The following is a 12,420-nucleotide window of genomic DNA, read 5'->3' as shown; positions in this document are numbered from 1 at the left end:
TCGTTTTCATGTTAAATTAAATATTTTCGCAAAAAACAGAATTCGTAGTGATAAGAGATAGTAGAGTGGAAGTGGGAGCTTGGAGGTCGCCGCGAATTTTGTCGGATCGTATAGAACGGTCGATATTTCTAGATAAAGGTTGATAAATCCGAAGAACAGTTAAAAAAAACCAATTAATGGTCGATATCCAAAAATCGAATGCCTTGTTTCCTTCATACCCGTAACACCAGGAGTGTAAAACACAAAAAAAACAAGACCGCCATTGGCAGTCCTGTAATAAATTATTGTTTATTCTGTGCAAGCCACTGATCGATCTTAGACATGATGTCCTGCAGGGCTCGTTGATTCGATAGGCTTGGCAGCTGTGCAAGCAATACTTCTTTAGGTGGCTTCAGGCCATCTTTTTTCTTTTGAAGGATCAGGATGCTTTTCGCTGAGTTTTTGTTTTTGAATAGGGAAAGAGGCAGCTGTAAGAAGCCTTGGATGTCTGCCTTTTCTTTCAAATACGTTTGCAGCTGTGTGCTGTATGGAGATTCGAAAAGTCCATTTGGCACGATGAAGAAAAGGTATCCGCCTTCTTTCGTGTGCTTCAGGCTTTGTTCAATAAACAGATGATGGGCATATGAATGGCCTTCTTCTGCTTTCAACTCATAATCCTGTGCTCTCAAATCGTTCGGGTAATAACCGATAGGCAGGTCACATAACACAAGTTCTACAGGATCGATAAACAGTGGTTCGATGGAATCCTGATTAAAGAGCTGTAATGGGTGTTTTTGAAGATCGGCCCCCACGTAAGCGAGTTTGATTAATACTTCATCAATTTCGACCCCGATGGATTGTGTTTCTTTTCCTGGCATTTGATTTAGAACCGTTGTCAGGAGGTTTCCTGTTCCGATCGCCGGGTCCAGGATCGTTAGTTTGTCCATTCCACGAGTGAACTTATTGACTAAGTAGCTGATAAATAACCCAAGAGAGTCCGGTGTCATTTGATGGTTGGGCTGTACGTTTTCTTTCATTCCTTTTAGTATCGCGAATTGAAAGGCTTTACGAATATTTTCATTCTCCAGCTGAGAGAGGCTCACTTCATCGTACTTTTTATTAAGGCGTTTCTTCGTCAGTTCACTAACTTCTTCTTGGAGGACATCACCCTGAAAAAGATTTTCTCCCGTTTCGGCAACGGCTTCTAAATAACTGCATGCTAATTCCTCTTGCAGCAGTGTAGCAGTTTCATCGATTATTCCAAATAATGATTCGACTGGCGAATTAATCATCGGCATTCATTCCTTTTTCACAATTTCATTCATCTATTTTACCTTTGTCCATAACGATTGTAAAAAAAACAATGCTGACCATCTGAAAATCAGGTCAGCATGTCTAAGCATTGTTCAGTTGGTACGGAATTATTTAGCGTTCTTCACTGCTTCAACGGCAGCGTCATAATCCGGGTGGTTTGTTGCTTCACTTACATATTCCACATACGTTACTTCATCGTTGCTGTCGATCACGAATACGGCACGGGCAAGCAGACGCAGTTCTTGAATGTGCACGCCGAATGCTTCACCGAAAGAAAGATCGCGGTGATCGGAAAGCGTTTGAACATTCTCAATACCGTTTGCTCCACACCAGCGCTTTTGAGCGAATGGAAGATCCACAGATATCGTCAATACTTCTACATTATCAAACTTGGTTGCTTCTTCATTGAATTTTCTTGTTTGTGCATCACAAACACCTGTATCGATGGAAGGAACGACACTGATCAAACGCACCTTGCCTTTGGAATCATTCAGTGTGACTTCCGATAAATCATTAGCTAATACTGTGAAGTTAGGAGCTTTGTCTCCCACTTTTACCTCATTACCTAATAGAGTGACAGGGTTATTCTTAAATGTAATGTTTGCCATTATTTGTTCCTCCTCCATAATAATATGTACATGTTTATAGTACAGAAAAACGATACAGTAAAGCAAATCATAGGGGTTCTTTTCAAAAAAAAGATGAGCTCACTCATACTCGAGTAAGCTCTTATCTTTTACAGATCAAGTTTTTGATTGTGATTACCCTGACTGTTCTCGTCCTTTTTCATCATACCCTGAATCTTTTCGATGGCACCGGGAGCAAGATCCAGCAGGCGATCGATCAGATGAGTGCTTTCATCTAAATGGAGCATCTTGATTCCTTTTGAACTAACGATCAAAAAAGCGATTGGCGTAATAGAGACGCCACCCCCACTACCTCCACCAAATGGCTGCTGTTTAGGAGATGACTTTTCACTACCTCCGTCTCCGCCTTTTCCACCGCCATCATCTTTTCCTTTACCACCATCAATGATAAATTCACTTCCGCCTGCAGCAAATCCAAAGCCAACCTTTGATACAGTCAGGATGACACTTCCATCGGGTGTTTCAACGGGATCACCGATAATCGTATTCACATCGATCATTTCTTTTAAATTTTCCATTGCCGTGGTCATTAGACCTTCAATAGGATGTTCTGACATGTAAAGACCTCCTTATTAAACTGAATGTTTTTCTCCAGAAAGTGTGGAAAGGGGCTTTGTCTTGAACTTAGCCATACCGCCTCTCCAATACCGAAGAATCTTGAAACCTACTAGGATAGCATTCCCTATGCGAAACTGGATAATACATGAAAATTGCGTTTGGATCATAGCATGCTGGAACGTCGGAGTCACCTCTATGACGGGCATGGATTGAAGGCGCATATAACCGCTCAGAATCCCGATGATACTTCCTTTCATTCCCCAGATTGTTCCTGTTAACGTCCCTGTTGAAGCTGCATCGCCAGTGCCGAATAACGTTTTCCATTGCACATCATCCAATTTGACTTTCTTAAGAAACGACCTGATGATTCTGTGAAGTGACTGGACATGTATGATGATCTGCTTCGTATCATTCAAACTATCTATAAAATCATTTGGAGTGATTTTCTTTTTAGAAACCTTTTTATTTGATGGATTGCTTTCATTGCCTTTTTTCTTCTCTTCCTCAAATACGACATTCGGACCATCGTCATCGAGTTTGACCAACGGGATATCGATTGTATATTTTAGCAAGCCAAACCATGCTCTAAGCTTCACCTTGAAATGGTCATTATCATTTCCGTGGTACAGCGAGAGAGTTACGGTAAGCTTCGTTATAATCAGAAGAAATAAGATCAACAAGATAAGTGCCATAGCGATTAATAATGCCCAAATCCACCAGCTCATATTTTCACACCCTTCAACCTCTTATTATGGCCTTTACCTGGGAAAATAAACTAGGGAAGAGAGATTTTATATGGGGATCGGGCTTGTATTATGGGGAAAAGTGAAATATTTGATGGTCAAGGAGGAATATTGCGGCACTTGAGGGCTATCTGAACGTCTGCTTTTTAATTATTGCGTCGTTTCCCATTGGAATTGCGTCGTATTTTCAATTATTGCGTTTATTCTACCGTTATTGCGTCGTTTTTCAATAATTTGCGCCATTTTACATTTAATGTAAATAACCAATACTTCTCTCAATAAAAAAAACCAAACCCATCTAAACAGGTTTGGTTTTCAAACAACAATGATTTAAAGTGCAGGCTTAAACTCCAGCTGCTTCTTTTCCTGAACCACCGCCGTATCGGCGAACAAATCATGTATTCCTTGTTTTTTATTCGTAAAGGCTACAACCACGTAGAGAATAAAGATCGTGGTAGAGATAAATCGACCGATCAGCTCTCTAAATATAATCGTTCCCCACGATGGCTTTCTTCCTTTTAAATCGATTACCTTAATGCCGAACACCATTTTACCGATCGTTTGGCTGAAGTATTTGGTCATCAAGACGAAGTATCCATAAAAGACGATACTCGTTAATATCGAAATCGGCGCAAACATGGAGCCTTCTGAAAGTGAAATATCCAATAGTTTAAAGACTGGATTCACTACTAATCGTGTAATGCTGCCAATTACGATAAGGTCAACTAAGTATGCCCAAAATCTTATCCAAAATCCTGCTAAGTAATATCCATCGTGGTTCATGAGCCTTGATTGATCAGGAGAAGGGGAATCGATTTCGATCCGCTCCTGCTCTTCATCATGTAGTACAGAACGATCTTGTGTGTCACTCACTTCATTCACCTTCCTTATTCAGAGTAAAGATACATTAATCGTGGAGAATTTGGTTTAGATAGCAGCTTCATTAATGCCGCTGCTTCCATGTCCTGCCCTATCATTTTCTTTGCACCCATACTGAAGAATTCTGAGAAAGGATCGCCTGCAGTATATTCAAATACTTGAGCATCTTTTAACTTATAATCTTTTTTCATAGCATCAATGGTGTCCTCTTCATAGCCGAATTCGTCAATTAGATTGACTTCTTTGGCCTGGATTCCATCATATACTCTTCCGTCTGCAATTTTCTTGACCTCTGCTTCTGACAAATCTCGGCCACTAGCAATAACATCGACGAAGCCTTCATAGGAATTATCGATCATGGATTGAAGAATCTTTCTCTCTTCTTCCGTCATTTCACGTGTTGGGCTCATGATGTCTTTGTATGGTCCGCTCTTGATAGTCACGAAATCGACTCCATACTTTTCCGCTAATTCTGAGTAGTTGATGCTTTGCATGATCACACCCAGTGAACCGGTCAGTGTTTCTTTGCTGGCGAATATTTTTGTAGCCGGTGCAGATATGTAGTAACCTCCTGAAGCTGCAGTGCCCCCCATTGATACATAAATCGGCTTCTTCGCTTTATCCATGATTTCTACAAGCTTTGAATGGATCTGAGCACTCTCCACTACGCCGCCACCTGGGGAATTCACTTTTAAAATAATCCCTTTGACAGATTTATCTTTTTGAACCGCATCCAGCTTATCCATAAAGAGTTCATGGTTGTATCCCGGGCTTTCAAATAGAGAATTAGCGCCGCCAGTATCCTGAATAACACCCTCTACTTCTAAAACAGCGATTCGTTTCTGGGCATTCCCCTCATCAATCACTTCTTCTGAAAAAGGATTATCTGTTGCGCCAAGCATGTCTTCAAATGCTTTATTAAAGTCACCCGTCGCTGCAGATGTAGCGAAATTGACTACGACAGAAACAAAGAATAACCCAACAGCAATACCTAATGCCGTCCATCTTTTTGCATTCATCTTGTATATTCCTCCCTTGTTTACCCTATCTTATGTAAGGATATGAATATCATTCTCATGTGAAAACATGATAGAATATTCACTAAGTTAGATTCTAGCAAAAATTCATGGAAATGGGAAAAATTATCTTATTTTTTATTTCAGGAGGTACATACGATGAATAACCGTCGAAATATTTATTTCTATGCCTTACATGAAGAAGGGATGCAGGCAAAGCTGGACCGATTATACGAGCTTGCCAACCGTTATGATTTCAACATTGTTGATTCTCCAAAGACAGCGAATATCATCGTCAGTATCGGAGGGGATGGAACGTTTCTTCAAGCCGTGCGCCAAACCGGCTTCAGACAGGATTGCTTGTATGCAGGTGTTTCAACAGGTGGTACTCTGAGTATGTATTGTGACTTTCATATTGATGACACATCCAAAATGATTGAAGCGATGACAACCGAGCAAATCGAGGTACGCAAATATCCGGCCATTGAAATTACAGTCGATAACCAAACCTCCTTCCATTGCCTGAATGAATTCAGCATCCGCTCCGGCATCATCAAAACCTTCGTCATGGACGTATTCATCGATGATAATCATTTCGAAACGTTCCGGGGAGATGGGATGATCATTGCGACGCCTACAGGAAGTACCGCTTATAATAAATCGGTCAGCGGAGCAGTCGTGGATCCGATGCTGCCTTGTATTCAAGTAAGTGAGATGGCGTCCTTGAATAATAACCGCTACCGTACGCTTGGGTCTTCCTTCATTCTAAGCGGTAAGCGCAGCTTGGTTCTTAAAATTGTTCAGGACGGTAATGACTACCCTGCAATGGGGATGGACAATGAGGCTCTAAGTATTCAACACGTAAAAAAAGTCGAAGCGAAGTTAAGCGATAACATCATTAAAACGGTAAAATTAAAGGATAATTCGTTCTGGGAGAAAGTGAAGCGATCGTTTTTATAAAATAATGGGGTTTTGAATGGGATCAGAACACCTCTGTTGTGCCAAAACCAGGCTAACTTGTGCCACTTACGGGTAAACTTGCGCCACTTTCAACCAAACTTGTGCCACTTTCACCGTTTGTTGCGCCAAATTGTGAACAAAACCAAGGTCCGTCCCTATACAAAAACGCTCCAGCACATGCTGGAGCGTTTCGCATTTTATCAAGCGGACAATCTCGCTTCCCGTCTTCGCTTTCTGGCATACTGCACTCTTGAAGCTGTGAAAATCGTTAATGCGAGCCATATGAACATAAACGAGATGAGATGGGTGAATGAGAATGATTCGTTATAGACCCATATGCCGAGTATCAACGTGAGGGTCGGTGCAATGTATTGCAGGAATCCGACCATATAAAGCGGGATTTGTTGAGCACCCTTTGAAAAGAACAATAATGGTATGGCGGTTACTGCCCCGGCACCCATCAATAAGAGGTCCGTCCCTGACGATACATGGAATAAAGACAGGGAACCTTCATTGTACATATAGCCCAGGTAGAGCAGTGATAGCGGTGCGATGGTCATGGTTTCCAGGGTCAGGCCGATGGATGATTCGACTTGGATGAGCTTTTTGGCTAATCCGTATAACCCGAAAGAGAATGCAAGACCGATAGCGATCCATGGGAAGTCACCGTAGGAAATCGTTAAAATCAGAACCCCGACCGCCGCCAATCCAAATGAGACCATTTGAGCTTTTGACAAGCTTTCCTTCAGGATAAATACCCCTAACAATACGCTCACCAGGGGATTAATATAATACCCAAGGCTCGCTTCCACCATTTGATTTGTATTCACGGCCCATATATAAATAAACCAGTTCGTACTGATCAATAAAGAAGCAAGTAGTAATGCAAACAGCTGCTTCTTTTTCGTTAAAGATGTTTTTAAATATACGTGAAAGTCCTTCCAGCGTTTACTTACGAATAAAAATAAGAGCATAAACCAAAAGGACCAAAAAATGCGGTTAGCGAGAATCTCATAAGCGGAAACATGATTTAACCATTTCCAATAGATCGGGAGAATCCCCCATAAAAAATATGAAAAAGCTGTGTAGATGATTCCAGCTTGATCATTCTGCTTCATAAAAACACCCCCAAAACTATTTCTATTTCCGAAATATCTCCATTATATCCATGAAAAGTTTTGGGGGCAATGATTATTTATTTTTTTTATAAACGACGGTTTCGTCTACAACCGTCATATCTACTACTTTGTTTAACAATTGATCGGCATCCACTTTGAACGGATCGATGTCTAAAACGGTAAAGTCCGCCGTATATCCTTCACGTATCTGCCCTCTATCACTTTCATGGTGACAGGCATAGGCACTTCCCTTTGTAAATAGGGAGAGGGCTTCATACATCGAAAGTTTTTCTTTGGGACGATACTCTGTTTTGTCAGGATCCAATGGATTCGTTCTCGTAACCGCCGCATGAATCCCCCAAAGCGGATTAATCGGCTCGATTGGCGCATCAGATCCACCCGCACATGGAATGCCTTCTTCCAGCAGTGTTTTCCACGCATAGTTATACTGCATGTTTTCCTCTCCAAGTCTCTCAACTACCCAAGGAAAATCTGACGCAACAAACCTTGGTTGAATATCAAGAATTAACGGAAGATCCTTTATCTTCTCGATCAGCTCTTTACGCAGGATTTGGGCATGAATGAGTCGATCCCGTCTTCCATAGTGAGATGGCACTTTCATGATGCTATCGAGTACATTTTCAAAAGCCTGATCACCAATCGTATGAACGGCAATCGGAAGATCATACTTTCTAGCCTTCTTCACAAGTTCAAGAAGTTTTTCGTTTGTATGGATGCTGACTCCGGTCGTGCTTGGATCATCGGCATATGGATAGCTTAATAGAGCAGTCCTTCCGCCTAAAGCCCCATCAGCAAAGATCTTCATTGCACCGAATTCAATAAATGGATTGCCGCTGAGGAAATAGTGACCATCTGCCTTCCAATCTTCAATCACTTCATGATGAACCAATAGATGAGCCCTGAATTTTTTCTTGCCTTCGGTGATCGTTTTTACAAATGCATCATACGTTCTCTTAAAGTTTCCATAGTAGCTTAAATCTTCAGTATGACCACCAACCAGTCCGTGCTCCCAGCAGCTTTCGATTCCTTTTGTCAGGGCACCTACCAGATACTCTGAGGAGATGGCCGGTAATGCATCGATCATCAGATCCTGAGCCTTATCCTTTAACAATCCGTTTAATGCACCAGCCTCATCCCTCTCAATCAATCCTCCAGAAGGGTGGGGAGTCCCCTCATCGATGCCTGCATTTTTTAAAGCGAGGGAATTAACCACCATGGCATGACGGCAAATGCGTTTCAGGAGTACAGGATGATCCGGTACGACTTCATCAATTTCCCGCTTGGTTAAAACCGCCGCATCACTCCAGAGGTTTTCGTTCCAGCCTTCGCCAATAACCCATTCACCTTTCTCAAGGCCCTTTGCTTTTTCTTTTATTGCCTCTAATACTTCCTGCTTACTATTCATACTAGAAAGGTCGAGCCTCATTAACGTTTCTCCATGACCGATCAGGTGCATGTGACTATCGACAAATCCGGGAAACATCACTTTTTGCTGAAGATCTACTTCAGACTCTATCGTGAATTGATCATTCTTCACGAGGTCGTCAGATGAGCCGATCCCTTTGATGACCCCATCTTCCGTGTAGACCGCTTCAACGTGATGTCCTTCCTCTTGCATTGTGTAAATGATTCCGTTTTTCCATAAAGTGCCCATGATGTTTATCCCTTCTTTATAAAAAAATTCTGTTTTTCAAATGTACCATATTATAGGAGGAATCTGAAAGAGAAAGCTTTTTCATGGCTCTTTTCGTAAACATTGTGGCTTTGCATAACTTCCCAAAAGTGAATTTCTGCTTTAGATGAGTGGTAGTGTGAAAACATGGACCGTTCCTTTCCGCTCCAAGCACAAGATTCCCTGGGGAAGAAGTCGAGCCTCCTCGAGCTTTGCCCTGTGGGGTCTCGACCTTTCCTCTATTTCCCGCAGGAGTCAAGTGCCTTCCGCTACAATCCACTCTGTGCTTCATATTCTTACTGCCTAATGACGGATAAACAAACACCAAAAGCTCCTATTGTAAATATGTTGAGCGTTTGTATCATTTAACTCAAAGGGTAATCCGAGACAGGTATCCTTACTATGATGGTATAGTTGAAAACGAAATCTACCAAAAGCGTGTTGTTCATTCTTAGTCATATTCACCTCTATTTCAATCGGATTTGGGCTGAGTTTACGACTGTTTTAAATTAAAAACCAAAAAGTTAAATTATTTAGTTTGTCTTTCTTATGACCTTTAAACTCTGTCACAATTTTTTTATATGGTGATGAGAACTTCGTAGACTCCTGCGGAAGTATGGTTGTGCCGAGCCCCGTTCGGCTTCGGCTAAGCTGAAGAGGCTTGGCCGAACGCTAGCTTAGCGGAGCAGTTCCCCTCACCATCTAACACATACTGATTGACAGAGCTCAAGCAGACCTTATGTTAATAGACAACACTCTTTGCTAAATGAGCTCTTCATAAAAATAGAGAGCCCTAACGGCTCCCTATCCCTGATTAGTTTTTAACTGAATTCATTTCTTTTTGTCTCAGCTCGATTCTTCTAATCTTTCCTGAAGTTGTTTTCGGTAATTCTTTCACAAATTCAATCTTACGCGGGTATTTGTATGGTGCCGTTAAGTCTTTAACATGCTGCTGAAGGGCAGGAATCAATTCGGGATCCTCTTGATTCACATCATTTCGAAGTACGACAAAGGCTTTCACGATCAGTCCCCTTACTTCATCAGGACTTCCTACAACGGCACATTCTTGTACCGATGGGTGCTTGACTAAGGCATCTTCCACTTCGAATGGCCCGATGGTATATCCGGAGCTGATGATGATATCGTCTCCACGCCCTTCAAACCAGAAGTAGCCATCATCATCCTTTTTCGCTTTATCACCTGTAATGTAGTAATCCCCTCTGAATTGCATCGCCGTACGCTCGGGATCTTTATAATAATTTTTGAATAGAGCAGGTGTTTCTACATGAACCGCGATATCCCCAACTTCTCCGACTTCACTTGGATACCCTTCCTCGTTGATGATCTCGACTCTGTTGCCGGGAGTCGGTTTCCCCATTGAGCCCGGTTTCAGCTCCATGCCTTTCATGATGCCGACGAGGAGCGTGTTTTCCGTTTGGCCATACCCATCACGGACTTCTATATTAAAATGTCTTTTAAAAGCATCGATGACTTCCCTGTTTAAAGGCTCTCCCGCCGATACTGCACTATGTAGTTGATTTAGTTTATAGGATCCCAGATTATCCACTTTGGCCATCAGGCGATACTCTGTTGGTGTGCAACACAGAACGTTGACTTCATTGTCCTGAAGCAATTGAAGATATTTATTAGGGTCGAATTTACCTTGATACACAAGTCCAGTGGCTCCTGATCCCAGTACAGACAGGAAAGGACTCCATATCCACTTCTGCCACCCCGGCCCTGCAGTAGCCCAAACCGTGTCTCCCTCATTAATGGATAGCCATTCACGTGCTGCCGTTTTTAAGTGAGCGTATGCCCAGCCATGGGTATGGACCACTCCTTTAGGGTTTCCAGTCGTACCTGACGTATAAGAAAGGAACGCCATATCATCACGCATTGTATCAGCGAATGATAATTCTTCAGAAGCTGTTTTCATCTCTTCCTCTAACGCAATCCATCCTTCTTGTTTGTCTCCCACAACGAACTTTTGGAGATTTTCCATTCCTCTTACGTTTTCAAACTGCTCAACAAATGGAGAGTAAGCTACAATTCCTTTCACGTCACCGTGGTCGATTCTGTATTCAAGATCCTTCGTTCTAAGCATTTCTGAGCTCGGGATCACCACGAGCCCGGATTTAAGAGCAGCAAGGTACACAGCGTACGCTTCAATTAAACGGGGAACCATCACAAGAATGACATCGCCTTTTTCCAGGTTCGAACCCAAGAAAACGTTTCCAATTCTATTTACATTGTTCAATAATTTCCGGTAGGTGATTTCGTCTTTCGTTCCCTCTTCATTTTCCCATTTAATTGCAAGTTTCTGTTGATCACTTGCGTACTTCTCTACTTCCTCTACTAAATTGTACTTTTCTGGTGCAATAAGTTCTTCCCTCTTCATTCTGACTCCCCCTTGTGTGTCGATTCTTCTCTATTATACAAAATAATTAAAATTTTTAAAATTATTCGTTTATATTTTTCTTCAATACAAATTATGAGGAATTTCGACATAGGGGACAAAAATCAGGGATGATTTACAAAATCCGATCAAAAAATAACATCATCTTGCAAAGAAAAAGGCTCTTTTCTTAAAGTTTGTAGCTATCTTAGAGAAGAAAGTTATAGTTGATTTCCGCTACAGGACCAGGAAGCACGCTTTCCGTGGTGTTGGCGGTGAGCCTCCGGGGACTCACCTACCGGCTTTACAAAACTTAATGTATCTTTTGAATGAGTTGTAGTGCGAAACCATGGACCGTTCCTTTCCGCTCCAGGCACAAGTTTTCCCCGGGGAGGAAGTCGAGCCTCCTCGACGTTCCGTCTGTGGGGTCTCGACCTTTCCTCTATCGCCCGCAGGAGTCAAGTGCCTTCCGCTACAATCCACTCTGTGCTTCTTATTCCGGCTACCTAATTACGTTTTGAAAAACACCAGAAAGCTCCTATTTTAGATGTGTTGACAGTTTTCCCCAGAAACAAATTTAACGGCATTTAATCGATAAAACCAACCTTTATAATATTGAATATGAATTAATGGTAATTCTACACCCGTTATCAATTACATTGTGATTCACGGAAAATCATCAGAGAACAATAAAAGCATTAAAAATTATTTCATTATTGAGGACGTTAGTTGAATAACACCATATAGAGGCTGGGATAAAAGTGTTTTAGTCTAAGAAAAACACGAACAGATCTGCTTGCTATCAGGCATATTTATTCGGACTATTATTTATTTTCGATACATTGAATTTTAGCTATTTCCAGCGGTTGATTGGAGTGCAAGACGAAGACTCCTGCGGGAAAAGTAGCTTATGTGAGACCCCGCAGGCTTGCCGAGGAGGCTCACGAGCTACCCGCGGAAAGCGTAGTCTTGCACGGAAATCATTAGCGGTATTAAGAACCTACCTATTGTTCGTCTTTATATCGTGGTTTTTTAGTTCCAGCCTCTTTCATCATAGTAAAAAACAACATTAGACTTTAATAGAACCAAAAAGAAAAAATTAAAAAGGAGCGAGAGAA

General features: G+C 41.7%; 11 protein-coding genes. 2 read left to right on the top strand and 9 right to left on the bottom strand.

Translation table 11 applies throughout. The features are described from left to right. Positions 1–281: 281 nt before the first annotated feature. The 6 genes from F0342_RS17475 to sppA form a co-directional block, all read right to left on the bottom strand. Positions 282–1,268 (bottom strand): class I SAM-dependent methyltransferase, encoded by a 987-nt coding sequence (locus tag F0342_RS17475; RefSeq protein WP_149157249.1) that lies wholly within the window; start codon positions 1,266–1,268, stop codon positions 282–284. Positions 1,269–1,400: 132 nt separating this feature from the next. Continuing rightward, positions 1,401–1,901 carry a thiol peroxidase gene (gene tpx, locus F0342_RS17470; RefSeq protein WP_149157128.1) on the bottom strand — a complete coding sequence of 167 codons (501 nt, stop codon included), beginning with the start codon at positions 1,899–1,901 and terminating at the stop codon, positions 1,401–1,403. Between the two features lie 128 nt (positions 1,902–2,029). Continuing rightward, positions 2,030–2,497, bottom strand: coding sequence for a GerW family sporulation protein (ytfJ, locus tag F0342_RS17465; protein ID WP_149157127.1), 468 nt, complete (start codon positions 2,495–2,497; stop codon positions 2,030–2,032). A 15-nt stretch (positions 2,498–2,512) separates the two neighbouring features. Further along, positions 2,513–3,223 carry a DUF2953 domain-containing protein gene (locus tag F0342_RS17460; RefSeq protein ID WP_149157126.1) on the bottom strand — a complete coding sequence of 237 codons (711 nt, stop codon included), beginning with the start codon at positions 3,221–3,223 and terminating at the stop codon, positions 2,513–2,515. Between the two features lie 348 nt (positions 3,224–3,571). After that, positions 3,572–4,024 carry an RDD family protein gene (locus F0342_RS17455; protein ID WP_149157248.1) on the bottom strand — a complete coding sequence of 151 codons (453 nt, stop codon included), beginning with the start codon at positions 4,022–4,024 and terminating at the stop codon, positions 3,572–3,574. Between the two features lie 104 nt (positions 4,025–4,128). Next, positions 4,129–5,139, bottom strand: a complete 1,011-nt coding sequence (gene sppA, locus F0342_RS17450; RefSeq protein WP_149157125.1) for a signal peptide peptidase SppA — start codon at positions 5,137–5,139, stop codon at positions 4,129–4,131. A 156-nt stretch (positions 5,140–5,295) separates the two neighbouring features. On the opposite strand from sppA, the gene F0342_RS17445 reads away from it, so the two are divergent. Further along, positions 5,296–6,096, top strand: a complete 801-nt coding sequence (locus F0342_RS17445; RefSeq protein ID WP_149157124.1) for an NAD kinase — start codon at positions 5,296–5,298, stop codon at positions 6,094–6,096. Between the two features lie 200 nt (positions 6,097–6,296). Here F0342_RS17445 and rarD read toward each other — a convergent pair whose 3' ends face one another. From rarD to mbcS, 3 genes are all read right to left on the bottom strand, one after another. Beyond that, positions 6,297–7,214 (bottom strand): EamA family transporter RarD, encoded by a 918-nt coding sequence (gene rarD / locus F0342_RS17440; protein ID WP_149157123.1) that lies wholly within the window; start codon positions 7,212–7,214, stop codon positions 6,297–6,299. A gap of 73 nt (positions 7,215–7,287) precedes the next feature. Then, positions 7,288–8,889 (bottom strand): amidohydrolase, encoded by a 1,602-nt coding sequence (locus F0342_RS17435; protein WP_149157122.1) that lies wholly within the window; start codon positions 8,887–8,889, stop codon positions 7,288–7,290. Between the two features lie 832 nt (positions 8,890–9,721). Next, positions 9,722–11,305 carry an acyl-CoA synthetase MbcS gene (mbcS, locus tag F0342_RS17430; protein WP_149157121.1) on the bottom strand — a complete coding sequence of 528 codons (1,584 nt, stop codon included), beginning with the start codon at positions 11,303–11,305 and terminating at the stop codon, positions 9,722–9,724. An 863-nt stretch (positions 11,306–12,168) separates the two neighbouring features. On the opposite strand from mbcS, the gene F0342_RS25500 reads away from it, so the two are divergent. After that, complete coding sequence (locus tag F0342_RS25500) at positions 12,169–12,375, top strand: hypothetical protein (protein WP_149157247.1); 207 nt, start codon at positions 12,169–12,171, stop codon at positions 12,373–12,375. The last annotated feature ends 45 nt before the right edge of the window (positions 12,376–12,420 follow it).

The sequence above is a fragment of the Bacillus sp. CH30_1T genome, assembly GCF_008364765.1.
GTDB lineage: Bacteria > Bacillota > Bacilli > Bacillales > Bacillaceae_B > Rossellomorea.
Note: the sequence above shows the minus strand (reverse complement) of the source record. Positions and strands in the feature narration are given on the sequence as shown.

Coding starts and splice junctions, on each gene's coding strand:
- rarD (WP_149157123.1), bottom strand. CDS start 7,214: ATGAAGCAGAATGATCAAGCTGGAATCATCTACACAGCTTTTTCATAT.
- sppA (WP_149157125.1), bottom strand. CDS start 5,139: ATGAATGCAAAAAGATGGACGGCATTAGGTATTGCTGTTGGGTTATTC.
- F0342_RS17435 (WP_149157122.1), bottom strand. CDS start 8,889: ATGGGCACTTTATGGAAAAACGGAATCATTTACACAATGCAAGAGGAA.
- F0342_RS17460 (WP_149157126.1), bottom strand. CDS start 3,223: ATGAGCTGGTGGATTTGGGCATTATTAATCGCTATGGCACTTATCTTG.
- ytfJ (WP_149157127.1), bottom strand. CDS start 2,497: ATGTCAGAACATCCTATTGAAGGTCTAATGACCACGGCAATGGAAAAT.
- F0342_RS17455 (WP_149157248.1), bottom strand. CDS start 4,024: ATGAACCACGATGGATATTACTTAGCAGGATTTTGGATAAGATTTTGG.
- F0342_RS17445 (WP_149157124.1), top strand. CDS start 5,296: ATGAATAACCGTCGAAATATTTATTTCTATGCCTTACATGAAGAAGGG.
- mbcS (WP_149157121.1), bottom strand. CDS start 11,305: ATGAAGAGGGAAGAACTTATTGCACCAGAAAAGTACAATTTAGTAGAG.
- tpx (WP_149157128.1), bottom strand. CDS start 1,901: ATGGCAAACATTACATTTAAGAATAACCCTGTCACTCTATTAGGTAAT.